Annotated in this window: 17 protein-coding genes; 12 read left to right on the top strand and 5 right to left on the bottom strand. The window is 73.0% G+C overall.

Translation table 11 applies throughout. The features are described from left to right. Positions 1-43: 43 nt before the first annotated feature. On the top strand, positions 44-784 hold the full coding sequence (locus BKA21_RS13125; protein WP_140459530.1) for an MIP/aquaporin family protein: 741 nt from the start codon (positions 44-46) through the stop codon (positions 782-784). Positions 785-855: 71 nt separating this feature from the next. Further along, a complete protein-coding gene (gene glpK / locus BKA21_RS13120) occupies positions 856-2,376 on the top strand; it encodes a glycerol kinase GlpK (protein WP_140459529.1) in 1,521 nt (506 codons plus the stop codon). Between the two features lie 109 nt (positions 2,377-2,485). Here glpK and BKA21_RS13115 read toward each other — a convergent pair whose 3' ends face one another. Then, the gene (locus BKA21_RS13115; RefSeq protein ID WP_140459528.1) at positions 2,486-3,241 is read right to left on the bottom strand and encodes an SDR family NAD(P)-dependent oxidoreductase; all 756 of its coding nucleotides are present in this window, start codon (positions 3,239-3,241) and stop codon (positions 2,486-2,488) included. 270 nt (positions 3,242-3,511) lie between these two features. On the opposite strand from BKA21_RS13115, the gene BKA21_RS13110 reads away from it, so the two are divergent. Further along, positions 3,512-4,303 (top strand): exodeoxyribonuclease III, encoded by a 792-nt coding sequence (locus tag BKA21_RS13110; RefSeq protein ID WP_140459527.1) that lies wholly within the window; start codon positions 3,512-3,514, stop codon positions 4,301-4,303. Between the two features lie 85 nt (positions 4,304-4,388). Beyond that, on the top strand, positions 4,389-5,150 hold the full coding sequence (locus BKA21_RS13105) for a DUF4190 domain-containing protein (protein WP_140459526.1): 762 nt from the start codon (positions 4,389-4,391) through the stop codon (positions 5,148-5,150). 28 nt (positions 5,151-5,178) lie between these two features. Here BKA21_RS13105 and BKA21_RS13100 read toward each other — a convergent pair whose 3' ends face one another. Both BKA21_RS13100 and clpB read right to left on the bottom strand, forming a co-directional pair. Continuing rightward, on the bottom strand, positions 5,179-5,910 hold the full coding sequence (locus tag BKA21_RS13100) for a DedA family protein (RefSeq protein WP_239072821.1): 732 nt from the start codon (positions 5,908-5,910) through the stop codon (positions 5,179-5,181). Positions 5,911-5,948: 38 nt separating this feature from the next. After that, on the bottom strand, positions 5,949-8,549 hold the full coding sequence (clpB, locus tag BKA21_RS13095) for an ATP-dependent chaperone ClpB (RefSeq protein WP_140459525.1): 2,601 nt from the start codon (positions 8,547-8,549) through the stop codon (positions 5,949-5,951). A gap of 246 nt (positions 8,550-8,795) precedes the next feature. On the opposite strand from clpB, the gene BKA21_RS13090 reads away from it, so the two are divergent. Then, positions 8,796-9,452 carry a histidine phosphatase family protein gene (locus BKA21_RS13090; protein WP_140459524.1) on the top strand — a complete coding sequence of 219 codons (657 nt, stop codon included), beginning with the start codon at positions 8,796-8,798 and terminating at the stop codon, positions 9,450-9,452. Between the two features lie 265 nt (positions 9,453-9,717). Here the strand turns inward: BKA21_RS13090 and BKA21_RS13085 are convergent. Together BKA21_RS13085 and BKA21_RS13080 are read right to left on the bottom strand one after the other, a co-directional pair. Then, positions 9,718-10,877, bottom strand: a protein-coding gene (locus BKA21_RS13085; RefSeq protein WP_373308172.1) for an IS3 family transposase whose coding sequence is annotated in 2 segments (ribosomal slippage) — positions 9,718-10,593 and positions 10,596-10,877 — 1,158 coding nt in all. Because the reading frame shifts where the segments join, the coding sequence is not laid out codon by codon here. A gap of 116 nt (positions 10,878-10,993) precedes the next feature. After that, the gene (locus BKA21_RS13080) at positions 10,994-11,434 is read right to left on the bottom strand and encodes a MerR family DNA-binding protein (RefSeq protein WP_140459523.1); all 441 of its coding nucleotides are present in this window, start codon (positions 11,432-11,434) and stop codon (positions 10,994-10,996) included. A gap of 72 nt (positions 11,435-11,506) precedes the next feature. Between BKA21_RS13080 and merA the strand changes: the two genes are divergently transcribed. From merA to BKA21_RS13045, 7 genes are all read left to right on the top strand, one after another. Beyond that, complete coding sequence (gene merA / locus BKA21_RS13075) at positions 11,507-12,883, top strand: mercury(II) reductase (RefSeq protein WP_140459522.1); 1,377 nt, start codon at positions 11,507-11,509, stop codon at positions 12,881-12,883. 366 nt (positions 12,884-13,249) lie between these two features. Further along, positions 13,250-13,585 carry a YnfA family protein gene (locus tag BKA21_RS13070; protein WP_140459521.1) on the top strand — a complete coding sequence of 112 codons (336 nt, stop codon included), beginning with the start codon at positions 13,250-13,252 and terminating at the stop codon, positions 13,583-13,585. A 79-nt stretch (positions 13,586-13,664) separates the two neighbouring features. Further along, positions 13,665-14,057 (top strand): ArsR/SmtB family transcription factor, encoded by a 393-nt coding sequence (locus BKA21_RS13065; protein ID WP_140459520.1) that lies wholly within the window; start codon positions 13,665-13,667, stop codon positions 14,055-14,057. Further along, the gene (locus BKA21_RS13060; protein WP_140459519.1) at positions 14,054-14,707 is read left to right on the top strand and encodes a cation efflux transmembrane domain-containing protein; all 654 of its coding nucleotides are present in this window, start codon (positions 14,054-14,056) and stop codon (positions 14,705-14,707) included. The genes BKA21_RS13065 and BKA21_RS13060 overlap by 4 nt, the downstream gene beginning before the upstream one ends. Beyond that, entirely contained in the window at positions 14,697-15,344 is a 648-nt protein-coding gene (locus BKA21_RS13055; protein ID WP_140459518.1) for a methyltransferase family protein, read from the top strand. Before BKA21_RS13060 ends, BKA21_RS13055 begins: the two co-directional genes overlap by 11 nt. Then, positions 15,341-16,258, top strand: a complete 918-nt coding sequence (locus BKA21_RS13050; RefSeq protein ID WP_140459517.1) for a cation diffusion facilitator family transporter — start codon at positions 15,341-15,343, stop codon at positions 16,256-16,258. Before BKA21_RS13055 ends, BKA21_RS13050 begins: the two co-directional genes overlap by 4 nt. Before the next feature lie 319 nt (positions 16,259-16,577). Continuing rightward, on the top strand, positions 16,578-16,943 hold the full coding sequence (locus BKA21_RS13045; RefSeq protein WP_140459516.1) for a hypothetical protein: 366 nt from the start codon (positions 16,578-16,580) through the stop codon (positions 16,941-16,943). The last annotated feature ends 9 nt before the right edge of the window (positions 16,944-16,952 follow it).

Below are 16,952 nucleotides of genomic sequence, written 5' to 3'. Positions count from 1 at the left end.
CGACGGGCACCCGTGACAACGACGTCAACGAAAGAGGTCGACCGTGGACTACTCGACGAGTGACATCCTCGTCTCCGAGATCGTCGGCACCGCACTGCTGCTCCTGCTCGGTGCGGGCGTCGTCGCGAACGTCATCCTCCCGAAGACCAAGGGCTTCGGCGGCGGGTGGCTGCTCATCAACTTCGGGTGGGGGCTCGCGGTGTTCGCGGGCGTCTACGCGTCGTACAAGTCCGGGGCGCACCTGAACCCGGCCGTGACCATCGGCATCTGGGCCAGCGGCGCGGAGACCTTCTCCGAGGGCGGGCTCGACGTGACCGCCGCCAACGGCTTCCTCTACGTCGTCGCCCAGATGACCGGCGCCGCGATCGGCTCCGCCCTGGCGTTCCTGGCGTACAAGAAGCACTTCGACGAGGACGCGGACGCCGGCACCAAGCTCGCGGTGTTCTCCACCGGTCCCGCGCTGCGCTCGTACGGCTGGAACTTCGTCACCGAGGTCATCGGCACGTTCGTGCTCGTCTTCGTCGTCCTCGCGTTCGCCAAGACGCCGGCCGAGCTCGGGCCGCTCGCGGTCGCGCTGCTCGTCGTCGGCATCGGCGCCAGCCTCGGCGGCCCCACGGGGTACGCCATCAACCCGGCGCGTGACCTCGGTCCGCGCATCGCGCACGCCCTGCTGCCCATCCGCGGCAAGGGCTCGAGCGACTGGGCCTACGCGTGGGTGCCGGTCGTCGGCCCCCTCGTCGGCGGCGTCCTCGCCGGGCTCCTCGCCAGCGTCTACCTCGTCTGACCCCGAGCCACCCCGTCCCCGTCCCACCCCGCCCCGGGCCCGACGTCGGGCCCCCTCCAGGAGGCACACCCATGTCCGACACGTACGTGATGGCGATCGACCAGGGCACCACCAGCTCGCGCGCGATCATCTTCGACCACGCCGGTCAGATCGTCTCGACCGGCCAGAAGGAGCACGAGCAGATCTTCCCCCAGGCGGGGTGGGTCGAGCACGACGCGACGGAGATCTGGACGAACGTGCGCGAGGTCGTCGGGCAGGCGCTCGGCCGCGCCAGCCTGCAGAACACCGACATCGCCGCCGTCGGGATCACCAACCAGCGCGAGACCGCCGTGGTCTGGGACCGCCGCACCGGCGAGCCCGTCTACCACGCGATCGTCTGGCAGGACACGCGCACCCAGAAGATCTGCGACGAGCTCGCGGCCCTCGGCGGGGGCGCCGAGCGGTACAAGGCGAAGGTCGGCCTGCCGCTGGCGACGTACTTCTCGGGGCCGAAGGTGCGCTGGATCCTCGACAACGTCGAGGGTGCGCGCGAGAAGGCCGAGGCGGGGCACCTGGCCTTCGGCAACACCGACGCGTGGCTGCTGTGGAACATGACGGGCGGGCCGGACGGCGGCGTGCACGTCACCGACGTGACCAACGCGTCGCGGACCATGCTCATGGACGTCGCCTCGCTCACGTGGGACGAGGAGATCGCCGCGGAGATGAAGATCCCGATGTCGATGCTCCCCGAGATCCGCTCGTCGTCCGAGGTGTACGGCCAGGGCCGCGGGCGCGGGCTGCTCGCCGGGGTGCCCATCGCGGGGATCCTCGGCGACCAGCAGGCCGCGACGTTCGGGCAGGCGTGCTTCGAGGTCGGCAACGCGAAGAACACGTACGGCACGGGCAACTTCATGCTCATCAACACCGGCACGGAGCCGGTGCCGAGCAAGAACGGCCTGCTGACGACCGTCGCGTACAAGATCGGCGACCAGGACGCGGTGTACGCGCTCGAGGGGTCGATCGCCGTGACCGGCTCGCTGGTGCAGTGGCTGCGCGACAACCTCGGCATCATCTCCTCCGCCCCGGAGATCGAGGCGCTGGCCGCCACGGTCGAGGACAACGGCGGTGCGTACTTCGTGCCCGCGTTCTCGGGCCTGTTCGCCCCGTACTGGCGCTCGGACGCGCGCGGCGCGCTCGTGGGCCTGACGCGGTACGTCAACCGGGGGCACATCGCCCGGGCGGCGCTGGAGGCCACGGCCTTCCAGACGCGCGAGGTGCTCGACGCGATGAACGCGGACTCCGGCGTGGACCTCACCGAGCTCAAGGTCGACGGGGGCATGGTCGCCAACGAGGCGCTCATGCAGTTCCAGGCCGACATCCTCGGCGTGCCGGTGATCCGTCCGAAGGTCGCCGAGACCACGGCGCTGGGGGCCGCCTACGCGGCCGGCATCGCGGTGGGCTACTGGTCGGGCGAGCAGGACGTCATCGACAACTGGGCCGAGGACAAGCGCTGGGAGCCCTCGATGGACACCGACGAGCGCGACCGGCAGTACCGGCTGTGGAAGAAGGCCGTGACGCGGACGTTCGACTGGGTCGACGACGACGTGCGCTGACCCCTCCTGCACGAGGACTGCACGAGGACGACGCCCGGGTGCCGCGCAGGCGCCCGGGCGTCGTCGCGTCCGGGGGCTCCCGGAGCGGGGCGGCGCGGTGCGGCGCGCGTCAGCGGAAGCCGGCCCCGCCGTTGACGTCGAGCACGGCGCCGGTGACGAACGCGGCGGCGTCCGAGGCGAGGTAGGCGACGGCCTCGGCGACGTCGTCGGGCTGCCCGGCGCGCCCGAGGGCGGTGCCCGCGACAGCGGCGCGCTGGGCGGGCTCGGGCGTGTGCGTGGCGTGGAACGGGGTGCTCGTGACGAACCCGGGCGCGACGGCGTTGACGGTGATGCGCCGCGGCCCGAGCTCGCGGGCCAGCGCACGGGTGAAGCCCTCGAGCGCCGCCTTGGCGGTGACGTACGGGACGGACCCGGTGCCGCCGCCGCTGATCGCGGCCTGCGCGCCGACGGTGACGACGCGGCCGCCGTCGGGCATGAGGCGCAGCGTCGCGCGCGTCGCGTAGAACACCGACGAGAGGTTGAGGTCGAGCACGCGGTGCCAGAGGGTGTCGTCGGTGTCGACGACGGGGCGCCGCTCGACGAGCCCGCCGACGTTGTTGACGAGCACGTCGACCCGCCCGCCGAGCGCGTCGGCCGCCTGCCGGACCGCGGCGTCGACGTCCCAGCTGTGCCGCGCGTCGAGCTGCACGGCGGACGCGCGCCGGCCCAGGCGGTGCACCGCGTCGACGACGGGTGCCGGGTCGTGGGTCAGGTGCGTGAACGCGACGTCGGCGCCGGCGCGCGCGAGCCGCAGGACGACCGCGCGGCCGATCCCGCTCGCGCCGCCGGTGACGAGCACGTGCCGGCCGTGCAGATCCGGCGCCATCGGGGTCCTCCGCGGTGCAGTGCCAGGTGAGGGGTGCGCGGGCACGGCCCGAGGGTGGGCGGCAGGGGGCCGTTCCCGTGCCGGGTGACGGCTCGCGCGTGAAAGGTAGCCCGCGCGCCGCACGTCGTCCATGGTCGGAGGCGCAGATCACTGATTCGGACGAACCGGACACCGGTGGCGCGGCGGGCGACGACCGCGCGGCGCGCGGGCGGGACGCGGCGCCGGACCGGCCGGGCCGCCCGTCGGACCCGCCCGGTAGCCTTCGGCACCATGCGCGTCGCCACGTGGAACATCAACTCGATCCGGGCCCGCACCGACCGTGCCGTGGCCTTCCTCGAGCGCACGGGCGTCGACGTCCTCGCGCTGCAGGAGACGAAGGTCAAGGACGCGGCGTTCCCGCGCGAGCCGTTCGAGGCCCTCGGGTACGAGGTCGTGACGCACGGGTTCTCGCAGTGGAACGGGGTCGCGATCCTCTCCCGGGTCGGCGTGCAGGACGTCGAGGTGGGCTTCCCCGGCATGCCGACGTGGGGCGACCCGGCCGCGGCCGAGGCGCGCGCGCTGGGCGCCACGTGCGGCGGGGTGCGGGTGTGGAGCCTGTACGTGCCGAACGGGCGCGAGATCGACGACCCGCACTACGCGTACAAGCTGGCGTGGCTGGGCGCGCTGCGCGACGCGGCCGCGGGCTGGCTGGAGGCGGACCCGCAGGCGCAGACCGCGCTGGTGGGCGACTGGAACATCGCCCCGCTCGACACCGACGTGTGGGACGTGGACTTCTTCGCCGGCCGCACGCACGTGACCCCCGCCGAGCGGGAGGCGTTCGCGGCGTTCGCGCACGCCGGGTGGACGGAGGTCTCGCGCGAGCACGTGCCCGCCGAGCACACGTACACGTACTGGGACTACCAGCAGCTGCGGTTCCCCAAGAACCAGGGCATGCGCATCGACCTCACGTACGCCACGCCCGCGCTGGCGGCACGCGTGCAGGGCGTGACGATCGAGCGCCAGGAGCGCAAGGGCAAGCAGCCGTCGGACCACGTGCCGGTGGTCCTCGACCTGGCGGACTGACCGCGCCGACCGGCTCGCCAGGCCGCGTCGCCCGGACCGGGACGCGTCGGCGCCCGCGCGGGCCGCGCTGGTCTAGGTTGCCGTCATGAGCCCGTCCGAGGACCCGACCGCTCCCCCGCCGCCGGGCGGCCCGGCACCGCGCGCACCCGAGCCGGTCTCGGCGTCGGGCTGGGACACCGGGGCGCCCGCGCTGGACGACCCGTACGCGGCCGTGCACCGGGCGCCGGGCTGGCAGCCGCCCGCTCCCCCGCACGAGCCGACCGCGATCGCCGCCCTCGTCACGGGGCTGCTCGCCCTCGGACCGGCGGCCCTGGCGCTCGGCGTCGCCGGGCTGGTCCGCACGCGCCGGGCCGGCACGCGCGGACGCGGCATGGCCGTGGCGGGCGTCGCGCTCGGGGCGTTCTGGACCCTGGCGCTCGTGGGTGTGGGGGTCGCCGTCGCGCTGACCGTCGCGCAGCAGCGCCCGCTGGCCGCGGACGTCGACGCACCGCGCGACGCGCACGTGCAGCAGCTCGTCACGGGCTCGTGCCTGGCGGAGCTGCCCGCGGACGGGCCGGTCGAGCGGGTCCGGGTGGTGCCGTGCGCGGAGCCGCACGCAGCGCAGGTCGTCTCGACGTTCCAGTTCTCCCCCGCCGCGGTGTGGGGCGGGCAGGACGCGGCCGACAGCCGCGTGGCGCAGGGCTGCACCCTGACCGACGACGAGCGCGCCGCGGGCGTGACGCTGGTGACCTGGGCCCCCACCGAGGCCGGCTGGCGCCGCGGCGACCGCACGGGCCTGTGCCTGGCGGTGCCGCCGGCGCCGGTGACGGGCTCGTTCACCGACGGGACCGCGACCCCGGCCCCCTGACCGGCGCGCGCGGGCCGAGGGCCGGACGTCAGGCCTCGGGGGCCGCCTGCTCGCGGGCCGCGCGCCGGCGCACCGCGCGCGACCCCGTCCGGCTCCACACGAAGTGCACGACCACCACGACGATCACCGCGTAGACGACGTAGTTGAGGATGTCGGAGTAGTGCCCGACGTCCTCCCACTGCGCGCCCAGCAGGTACCCGGCCAGCACGAGCCCGCCGTTCCACACGGCCGAGCCGATCGCGGTGAACACGACGAACGTGGCCACCGGCATGCGCTCGATGCCCGCGGGGATCGAGATGAGGCTGCGGACGATCGGCACGCACCGGCCGATCAGCACCGCCGCACCGCCGTGCCGGGCGAACCAGGCCTCGGCCTTGTCGAGGTCCTCGACCTCCATGAGCGGCATCCGGTCGATCCACCGGCGGATGCGCACCCGCCCGACGGCGGCGCCGATGCCGTACAGCGCGAGCGCACCGACGAGCGCACCGATCGTCGCCGCCGCCATGGCCCACCCGACGTGCATGCCGCCCTGGGACGCGACGTAGCCCGCGACGGGCAGCACGACCTCGGACGGGATCGGCGGGAAGAGGTTCTCCATCGCGACCAGCAGGCCCACGCCCACCGGGCCGAGGGCGTCGATCACGGAGACGACCCACCCGGCGAGGCCGGTGAGCTCGGGGCTGCCGGTCGACGCGGGCAGGGACGTCAGGAGGGCAGGGACGGGCGCGGCGAGGACGGGGTGCACCTGCACGATGCTCACACGCCCGCCCGCGCCGCGCACAGCCTCCGGCGCGTCCCTCAGCGCGTCGCGCGCACCGACAGCCCGCCGTCGGCGAGGTCGACGTGCACGGTGTCGCCGTCGCGGACCTCGCCCGCGAGCAGCGCGCGCGCCAGCCGGTCGCCGATCTCCTTCTGCACGAGCCGGCGCAGCGGCCGGGCCCCGTACGCGGGGTCGTACCCCTCGATCGCGAGCCACTCGCGGGCGCCGGGCGAGACGTCGAGCGCGAGGCGCCGGTCGGCCAGGCGCCGGGCCAGCGCCGCGACCTGCAGCTCCACGACGTGCCCGATCTCCTCCAGGCTCAGCGCGTCGAACAGCACGACGTCGTCGAGCCGGTTGAGGAACTCCGGCTTGAACGCCGCCCGCACCGCACCCATCACGGCGTCCCGCTTCGACGGTTCGTCCAGCAGCGGGTCCACGAGGAACTGCGAGCCGAGGTTCGACGTGAGCACGAGGATCACGTTGCGGAAGTCGACCGTGCGCCCCTGCCCGTCGGTCAGCCGCCCGTCGTCGAGCACCTGCAGCAGCACGTCGAACACCTCGGGGTGCGCCTTCTCGACCTCGTCGAGCAGCACCACCGAGTACGGCCGGCGCCGCACGGCCTCGGTGAGCTGGCCGCCCTCCTCGTAGCCGACGTACCCGGGGGGCGCCCCGACCAGGCGCGCCACCGAGTGCTTCTCGCCGTACTCGCTCATGTCGATGCGGACCATCGCCCGCTCGTCGTCGAAGAGGAAGTCCGCGAGCGCCTTGGCCAGCTCGGTCTTGCCGACGCCGGTGGGCCCGAGGAACAGGAACGACCCGGTGGGCCGGTCGGGGTCGGCGACGCCCGCGCGGGCGCGGCGCACCGCGTCGGACACGGCGGCGACGGCGGTGGCCTGCCCGATGAGCCGGCCGCCGAGCACCTCCTCCATGCGCAGCAGCTTGGCGGTCTCGCCCTCCAGCAGGCGTCCCGCGGGGATGCCCGTCCACGCGGCGACGACCTCGGCGACCTCGTCGGGGCCGACCTTCTCGGCGATCATCGGCACGCCCTGCGGGGTGTCCTGCTCGGCACCGGACGCCTCGGAGGCCTCGGCGGCGGCGATCTCCTTCTCGACGGTGGGGATCTCGCCGTAGAGGAGCCGGCCGGCGGTGGCGAGGTCGCCGTCGCGCTGGGCGCGCTCGGCGTCGGCGCGCAGCTGGTCGAGGCGCACGCGCAGGTCGCCGACGCGGTTGTGCCCGGCCTTCTCCTTCTCCCAGCGGGCGTTGAGCGCGGCGAGGTCCTCGCGGCGGTCGGCGAGGTCGGCGCGCAGCCGCTCGAGCCGGTCGACGGACGCGGGGTCGTCGGCCTCGGCGAGGACGACCTCCTCCATCTCCAGGCGGGTGACGGCGCGCTGGAGCTCGTCGATCTCGACCGGGGAGGAGTCGAGCTCCATGCGCAGGCGCGACGCGGCCTCGTCGACGAGGTCGATGGCCTTGTCGGGCAGCTGGCGGCCGGTGATGTAGCGGTCGGAGAGGGTCGCGGCGGCGACGAGCGCGGCGTCGGAGATCGTCACCTTGTGGTGCGCCTCGTACCGCTCCTTCAGGCCGCGCAGGATCGCGACGGTGTCCTCGACGGTGGGCTCGCCGACGAACACCTGCTGGAAGCGGCGCTCCAGGGCGGGGTCCTTCTCGACCCGCTCGCGGTACTCGTCGAGGGTGGTGGCGCCGACGAGGCGGAGCTCGCCACGGGCGAGCATGGGCTTGAGCATGTTGCCGGCGTCCATGGCGCCCTCGCCGCCGGCCCCGGCGCCGACGACGGTGTGCAGCTCGTCGATGAAGGTGACGACCTGCCCGTCGGAGGCGGTGATCTCGGCGAGGACGGCCTTGAGGCGCTCCTCGAACTCGCCGCGGTACTTGGCGCCGGCGACCATCGACGCGAGGTCGAGGGAGACGAGGGTCTTGCCGCGCAGGGACTCGGGGACGTCGCCGGCGACGATGCGCTGGGCGAGGCCCTCGACGACGGCGGTCTTGCCGACGCCGGGCTCGCCGATGAGGACGGGGTTGTTCTTGGTGCGGCGCGAGAGCACCTGCACGACGCGGCGGATCTCGGCGTCGCGGCCGATCACGGGGTCGAGGCGACCCTCGCGGGCCCGCTGCGTCAGGTCGACGCCGTACTGCTCGAGGGCCTTGTACGTGCCCTCGGGGTTGGGGCTGGTGACGCGGGCGTCGCCGCGGACGGTGGGCAGGGCCGCGAGCAGCGCGTCGCGGGACGCACCGGCGGCGCGCAGGGCGTCGGCGACGCCGGTCTGCCCGGCGGCGAGGCCGAGCAGCAGGTGCTCGGTGGAGACGTAGTCGTCGCCGAGGGTGCGGGCCTCGGCACCGGCGGCGTCGATGACCCCCTCCATGGAGCGGGAGACGACGGGCCGGCTGACGGTGCTGCCGGTCGACGAGGGCAGGTTCACGAGGATGCCGCGGACCTGGCGGCCGAGGGCGCCGCGGTCGGCGCCGACGGCGTCGAGCAGGCCGTTGGCGACGCCGCCGTCCTGGCGCAGCAGCGCGTCGAGCAGGTGCGCGGGCTCGAGCTGGGGGTTGCCTGCGGCGCCGGCCGACTGGATGGCGTCGCCGAGCGCCTCCTGCGAGCGGGTGGTGAGCTTCGCGTCCACGTGAGCCTCCCTGTGCGGCCGTCGGGTGCCGCACGTCGTGCGATGTCTGTCCTCGGACCCAACGGGTTCCGAAGTTGAGTCTATTCCGCTCAACTTCGCCCGCGCGCCGGGACGTCCCTCCCCGGGCGCACCGGCGAGGTTCACCCCGCGTGCCGCGGTGCCGTCGCCGACCTGTCACACGCCCGTCGTCCGCACGACACGTCCGCGCCCTAGCGTCACGACGACCGACGACACGAAAGGGCACCGATGACCCTCACACTGACGCTCGTGCGGCACGGGCGCACGCACTTCAACGCGCGCCGCATCCTGCAGGGCCACTCCGACTCCCCGCTGACCCGCGACGGCCGCGACGGCGTGCGGCGCACCGCCGCCCACCTGGCCACCGTCCCGTTCACGGCCGCATGGTCCTCCCCGTCCGGGCGCGCCGTCGCCACGGCCGTCGAGATCCTGCGGCACCACCCCGACCTGCGCCTGCGCACCGACCGCGACCTGCGGGAGTACCACTTCGGCACCTACGAGCGACGCCCGGAGTCCGCGCTCGACGCGGTCGTGCCGTGGTCCGACCTGGTGCGCGACGTGCTCGCCGGCACGCACCCCGGCCTGCCCGGCGGCGAGCCCGCCGACGGGTTCATGCGCCGCACCCGCGAGGCCTTCGCCCGCATCGCCGACACCCACCCCGACGGCCACGCGCTGGTGGTCGGGCACGGGCTCGCGCTCGGCGCCTGGCTCGCCACCATCGCACCCGTCGGCCTCGTGCCGCTGCCCAACGCCTCCGTCACCACCGTCGAGGTCGAGCCCGACGGTTCGGCGCACGTCGTCCGCCTCGCGCACGACGTCGCGGGCCAGGGCCACATCGCCGCACGCCCCATGACCGTGCCGACCCCGGTGCCGTCCGTGGCGTGACGCGGCGACGCCCGCCGGGCCCGGCTGCGCGGCCCGGCGGGCGTTGCCGTGCGTGGCGCACGTCGAGGGTCCACCACTCCGTCGGGCTCCCCCTGCTTCCCGCGCGTCGGCACTTCACCTGATCGTGATCTGTGACGGCGAGGGGGACTGCGAGACACCAGCACAGCGCTCGTGCTCGACGAAGGCTGCAAGAAGCACCCGGCCGTAGCCTCGACCGCGGCAGTCGGGCAAGAGGGGCTGGTGCACGAGTAGGTGACAGGTGGTCTCAGGCGGCGAGTGCGACCTGAGTGGTCATGATGGTCTCGAACTCGATCGGTGTCAGTCGTCCGAGTCGGTGCTGGCGTCGGCGGCGGTGGTAGGTCCTCTCGATCCAGGTGACGATCGCGATCCGCAGGTCCGCGCGAGTGGTCCACCGGCGCCGGTTCAGCACGTTGTTCTGCAGCAACGAGAAGAAGCTCTCCATCGCGGTGTTGTCGCCCGCGGAGGCGACCTGGCCCATCGACCCGACCACATCTTGACGGGCAAGGACGCGGGCCACCTTACGGCTGCGGAACTGGCTGCCCCTGTCCGAGTGAACCACGCACCCGGCGACGTCGCGGCGCCGTTGAACGGCGCTGACCAGCGCGTTGACCGCGATCTGGGACGTCATCCGGTCGCTGATCAAGTACCCGACGATCCGGTTGGAGAACACGTCCTTGATCGCGCAGAGATAGACCTTGCCCTCCGCGGTGGGGTGCTCGGTGATGTCCCACAGCCACAACCGGTTCGGCCCGTCAGCGCGGAACCTGCGCAGTACGAGGTCCTCGTGGGCCGGCGGGCCAGCCTTCTTGCCACCCCGGACCCGCCTCTTCCCGAACGCCGACCACCAGCCGTTGGCCGCGCAGGTCCGCCACACCCGCCGGTCGCATGCCCGGTGCCCGGCGCGGGCGGCCTCGTCGGCCAGCAGCCGGTAGCCGAACTCCGGGTCGTCCCGGTGAGCATCGAACAGCACGTTCGCCAGGTGCGCCTCGTCGAGCTCACGGGCACCGACCGGAGCGGCGAGCCAGCGGTAGTACGGCTGCCTGGCGAGCTTGAGGACCCGGCACGTGACCGCCACGGGAACCCCGTCGGCAGCGAGCTCGCTCACGAGCGGGTAGAGCCTTTACCCAGCAGGTGCGCCTGGGACAGGTAGGCCGCCGCTCGGCGCAGGACCTCGTTCTCCTGCTCGAGAAGGCGGATCCGCCGGTTCGCCTCGCGCAGCTCGGCCGACTCGGTCCGGGTGACCCCGGGCCGGTTGCCGTCCGCGACGTCGGCATCCCGCAGCCAGTTGCGCAGACACGACTCGGCGATACCGAAGTCCGCCGCGACCTGCTTGATCGGAGCATCCCCGCGGCGAGCCACAGCCACGACATCGTCGCGGAACTCCTTCGGATAAGGCCTGGGCACAGTGCACATCCTTCCAGCGGCGCCTACGGCGCCACAGGTGGGTGTCACCTACTCGTGCATCAGCCCCGGGCGTCAGCGCCACCGGTTGGCTGAGTTCGGGTCGACACCGGGGGTGTTCATCTGCCGGTTGTGCGTGGTCTCTGCGCGGTGGCGGGCGGCTGCGTGGCGGCGGGTGTGCCGGTCGGTAGGACCTGGCAGACGCCATCCTCGCGGCAGGCCGCGGGGTCCAGGGTGGCGGCGCGGGCCCGCAGCCGCCGAACCTCCGCGCGGGTCGCCTTGAGCTCGGCGATGCGCTCGTCGAGCGCGGCGGCATGCCGGTCGAGCAGGGCGGTGACGTGCTCGCACGGTGGGCCCTCGTCCTCACGCACCTCGATGACCGTGCGGACCTCAGCAAGGGTGAGCCCGGCCGCTTGAGCGGCGCGGACGAACCCGAGCCGCGCGAGCGCGCTTTCGTCGTAGTCCCGGTATCCAGCGGCCGTCCGGGTGGGCACCGGCAGGACCCCGGCCTGCTCGTAGAACCGCAGCGTCTTCGTGGTCAGGCCGGCGCGCTCGGCCACCTCCCCGATCCTCACCTCACCGACACTACGCCTTGACCTTCCTCTGCACTGGAACCTCTACCGTCCCGGACCATGGACGAGAGCACGTGGGACCTGGTCGTGGTCGGCACCGGCGCGGCAGCGATGGCCGCCGGCATCGAAGCCCGCTCGCGCGGCAAGCGCGTCCTGCTCGTCGAGCACGGCCCGCTCGGCGGGACCTGCCTGAACATCGGGTGTATCCCGAGCAAGAACCTGCTGGCCGCCGCCGGGCAGCACCACCGCGCCCTGACCAACCCCTTCCCGATGGTCCCCACCACCGCCGGCGACATCGACGTGCCCGCGCTGATGGGGCGCAAGCAGGACCTGATCGATAGGTTGCGGCAGGCCAAGTACGAAGACGTCGCCGCCGCGCACGGCTTCCCGATCCGGCACGGGCACGCGCGGTTCGTCGACGAGGTGACGCTGCACGTCGACGGCGAGCCGGTCCGGGCGGCGGCCTACGTCATCGCCACGGGTGCCGCGCCGCACCTGCCGGACCTGCCTGGACTGCACGACGTCGCCTACCTCACCTCCACCACCGCGATGGAGCAGCAGCAGCTGCCGGGGTCGATGGTCGTCATCGGCGGTGGCTACGTCGGGCTCGAGCAGGCGCAGCTGTGGTCCCACCTCGGAGTGCAGGTGACCCTGGTCGGCCGGGTCGCGCCGCATACCGAGCCCGAGGTCGCCGACGTGCTGCGGGCGGCGTTCCTCACCGACGGCATCCGCCTGGTCGAGGAGCACGCCGTCGCCGTCGAGCGTGGGTCCGATGACACGGTCCTCGTGCGCACCGCCAGCGGCCACGAGGCGACCGGCGACCGGCTGCTCGTCGCGACCGGCCGGTCGGCCGACACCAGCGACCTCGGGCTCGATGGCGCCGGCGTCACGAGCGATCACCGCGGCTTCATCGTCGTCGACGCCCACCAGCGCACCACCAACCCGCGCATCTACGCTGCCGGCGACGTCACCGGAGCACCTCAGTACGTCTACGTCGCCGCGCGGACCGGACACGCAGCGGCCGCCGGCGCCCTCGGCGAACCCACCACGATCGACTACCGCGGCCTTCCCGGCGTCATGTTCACCACCCCCCAGATCGCCTCGGCCGGACTGACCGAACGGCGCGCCCTCGAACTCGGGCACACCTGCGAGTGCCGCGTCCTGACCGCCCAGGACATCCCCCGCGCCCTGGTCAACCAGGACCCCCGAGGCGTCCTGAAGCTCGTCACCGACGCCCACACCCGCCAGATCCTCGGCGTCCACGCCGCGCTCGACGGCGCCGGGGAACTCATGCTCGCCGCCACCTACGCCATCAAGTTCGGCCTCACCATCGACGACATCGCCGACACCTGGGCGCCCTATCTCACGATGAGCGAGGCGCTGCGCCTCGCCGCCGGACTGTTCCGCACCGATACGCCAACAAGCTGCTGCGCCTGACGACCCACCCCCCCTTCGTCCGGCGGCGCGGCGACCGCCAGGACCTACGCGAAGACAGGGGGCCACAGCGGTCCGCCCAAGCCCGCCGCCAAGACCGCGGCGAGCACGGACACCGCATGCGGGCGACCAGCACCGGCAGCACCCTGTCCACGTCACGCACCGGGACAGGCTGACCTTCGACTCGGACGGAAGGACCGCGGTCGCGGCAAGAAAGCTACCGCCTCGCTGAGGCCGCCGGGATCGTCGGGGTCCCGGCCACCACAATGCGCTACTACGCGGACATCGGGCTGGCCGACTGGTCCGCCGCCGGCCTGCCGATGGAACGCGCCGCGGCCGCGAGCTGACCCGCACGCGAGACTGCTCACCATGACCGTGCTGCGCTCTCTGCTCCTGTTGGCTGTGGCCGCCGTCGCCGAGATCGGCGGTGCGTGGCTGATCTGGCAGGGGGTGCGCGAGCACCGCGGCGCCGTGTGGATCGGTGCCGGCGTGGTTGCCCTGGGCGCGTACGGGTTCGTCGCCACGCTGCAGCCCGACGCGAACTTCGGACGGATCCTGGCCGCCTACGGCGGGATCTTCGTCGCCGGGTCCCTCGCCTGGGGCATGGTCGTCGACAAGTTCCAGCCCGACCGCTGGGACGTCGTCGGCGCCGCGATCTGCCTGCTCGGCGTCGCGGTCATCATGTACGCGCCGCGGCCCAGCTGAGCCCCACCCAGCAGGTGCCCACCACCCCGTCGCCCTTCATCGCGCCGTTACAGGTCGTCACTGGCGCTAACATCGCCGTATGACGATGACAGAGACCAACGGTGATGCGTCCGTTGTTCATGAGGGCGCGGCACTGGAGGCGGCGGCGTGCCTGTTCCGCGGCTTCGGTGACCCCTCACGGTTGACGATCCTGCGTCACCTGGCGCTCGGTGAGCATCGGGTGGTCGAGCTGACCGAGCACCTGGGGCTGGCGCAGTCGACGGTGTCCAAGCACCTGGCGTGCCTGCGCGACTGCGGCCTGGTCACTTCTCGACCCCAGGCGCGGGCATCGGTCTTCAGTCTCACGCACCCGGAGGCGCTGCTGGACCTGCTGGCCTCGGCAGAGCGGCTGCTCGGGCTGACAGGGGACGCGGTGACGTTGTGCCCCACGTTCGGCACCGCAGCCACGGCGAACACTGAGGTGTCGGCGTGAGCGGCACCGGCACACTGGACGCGCTCGAGGTCGAGCGGTTGACCCGCCGCGGGTTGCGGCTCGCGCAGTTCACGGTGGCGTACAACGTCGCTGAGGGCGTCGCTGCGATCACCCTGGGCCTGCTGGCGGGCCTGGTCTCGGTGGTCGGCTTCGGCATCGACTCGGGCATCGAGTCGATCGCCGCGGTGCTGGTGGGGGTGCGTCTGGCAAGCCGGCTGCGCCACGGCGAGCCGGACGAGCGCAAGGAGCGCCTGACCCTCAAGGCGGTCGCCGCGACGTTCTTCCTCCTGGCCGCTTACGTGACGTTCGAGGGCGTGCGGAGCCTGATCGGCGGCGAGGCCCCACAGACCTCCACCCCGGTGATCGTGCTGCTGGTGGCCTCGATCGTGGTGATGCCGGTCCTGGCGGCGATGAAGCGCAAGGTCGGCCTGGCGCTCGGGGACAACCTGATCCTCGCCGACGCCGCCGAGACCCGGATCTGTGTGCTGCTGAGCATCTCCACCCTCGCCGGCGTCGTGCTGTTCCAGCTGACCGGGGCCGCGTGGCTCGACCCGGTCGCAGCCTTCGTGATCGCCGCGTTCGCGATCCACGAAGGCAAGGAAGCCTGGGAGGGTGAGCTCCTCGAGGAGGACGACGACGATGACGACTGACAGCGCCGCCGTCCTCGGGCTGAGCTTGTACCTGCTCGGCGTGCTGACCACGTTCGGGGTGCGCACCTGGTTGCACCGGCGGCGCACCGGCACCAGCGGATACCGGGGCCTGTTCGGTGCTCCCGGCTCGGCTCAGTGGTGGGCAGGGATCTTGTTCACCGCGGCCCTCGTCCTCGCCGCGGCCGGTCCCACGCTGCTCCTGGCAGGCGTGGGACCAGCCTCCGCCCATCTGCCCGCCGCACTTCAGGGGCTCGGGGCGCTGATCACGGTGCTCGGGTTCCTGGCGGTGCTGGCCGCGCAGATGGGGATGGGGTCCTCCTGGCGGATCGGCGTTGACCCCACCGAGCGCACCGCCCTGGTCACCTCGGGGGCGTTCGCGCTCGTGCGCAACCCCGTCTTCGCCGCGATGGTGACCGCGCTGACGGGCCTGACCCTGCCCGTTCCCACCGCAGTGACCGCGGCCGCGCTGGTGTGCTTGGTGCTGGCGGTGCAGCTGCAGGTCCGCGTGGTCGAGGAGCCGTACCTGCGGCGCACCCACGGGGACCACTACGCCCAGTACGCGAGCCGGGTCGGCCGGTTCGTGCCGGGGATAGGGCGTCTGCGCGCACCCGTTTCCGCGAGCGAGGGGCTCTCATGAGCGCCGGACACACCCACAGCCACGGGACCGCGACAGGCCAGCACCGCAAGCGTCTGGTCCTCGTCCTGGTCATCACGCTCAGCGTCGTGGGCATCCAGATCGTCGGCGGCCTGGTCTCAGGGTCCCTGGCGCTGCTCGCGGACTCCGGGCACATGCTCACCGACGCCACCGGCGTCGCGATCGCCCTGATCGCCTCCACCCTGGCAGCCCGCCCCGCGACCAAGGCCCGCACCTACGGGCTGCAGCGCGCCGAGATCCTGGCCGCCATGGCCAACGCCCTACTGCTCGGCGGGCTCGCGATCTGGGTGATCGTCGAGGCCATCGGGCGGTGGAACGACCCGCCCGAGGTCGCCACCGGCCTCATGCTCGCCGTCGCGGTCGCCGGGGCGTGCGCGAACCTGGCGAGCCTGCTCATCCTGCGCGCGGGGCAGCACGAGAGCCTGAACGTGCGCGGGGCCTACCTGGAGGTCCTCGGCGACCTCATCGGGTCCGCCGCCGTCATCGCCGCCGGCATCGTCATCGCCACCACCGGGTACACCCGCGCCGACGTCATCGCCTCCATCGCGATCGGCCTGTTCATCCTTCCCCGCGCCTGGCCGCTGCTGCGCGATGTCCTCAGCATCCTCCTGGAGGCAACCCCCAAAGGCCTCGACCTCGACAAGGTTCGTGACCACATCCGCGAGGTCCCCGGCGTCCTGGACGTGCACGACCTGCACGCCTGGACCATCACCAGCGGTGTGGCTGCCCTCTCGGCCCACGTCGTCCTCGACGAGGAGTGCATCGACCAACGCCGACCCGGCGATGTTCTGGACGCCCTCGACGAGTGTCTCGGCGAGCACTTCTCGATGGAGCACTGCACCTTCCAACTCGAACCGGCCGGCCACCGCTCCCACGAGAGCGCCCGCCACAACTGAGCGACACGCTCCGTCCCGTCATCCGCTCCACTGCCATCACCCAGCGCACCGCCACAGAACATCGAAGAACCAGCGCCACTGATCGGCGGAAGCCACATGTCGCGTGGCCGGGCGTCGGTGGCCGGAACGGGTCGTTTCTTGAGCACGTATCGTGCTCGCCGACTGCCGACAATCGCGGGACACGGCGGCATCGTGCTGTCGGCTCCCCACTTCGCCCCCTTCCGCCACTAGCGTCGCAATCCGCTGCACACGGCAGCGCACATGCTCCAGGGGGAACCACGTGAGTCGAATCTCCAGACGGCTACTGGTGCCACTCGCCGTGCTCATCGGCCTGAGCGCGCCGGCCTCAGCGGCCTCCGCCGTGACCGCCGACCCACCCGACACCGAGTCGTCGACGTCCGCGGAGAGGCTGGTCAAGAGCCCATGGGAGACGCACGAGCGCGGCTTCCAGAGCAAGGCAACGTGCGAGCGGCGCCGCCCCTGGTTCATGGACCAGTACGCCGGCTACTGGATCGGCGGGGTCGCGGAGTCGCGCTGCGCGCCCTACGCAGTCCCGGCATGCCCCCAGCCGATCACGAAGTACAAGCTCGACGCCCGTTCCTGGTTCTCCCCGAACGGTCCGGTCTCGATCCCTCTGCCCACCGAGCACGACACGGCACCGGGAACCCTCCCTGCGGCCTGCTGAGCCCAGACT

Origin of the sequence: Cellulomonas oligotrophica, from assembly GCF_013409875.1 — a bacterium.
In the GTDB taxonomy this organism is placed as follows: Bacteria; Actinomycetota; Actinomycetes; order Actinomycetales; family Cellulomonadaceae; genus Cellulomonas; species Cellulomonas oligotrophica.
Note: the sequence above shows the minus strand (reverse complement) of the source record. Positions and strands in the feature narration are given on the sequence as shown.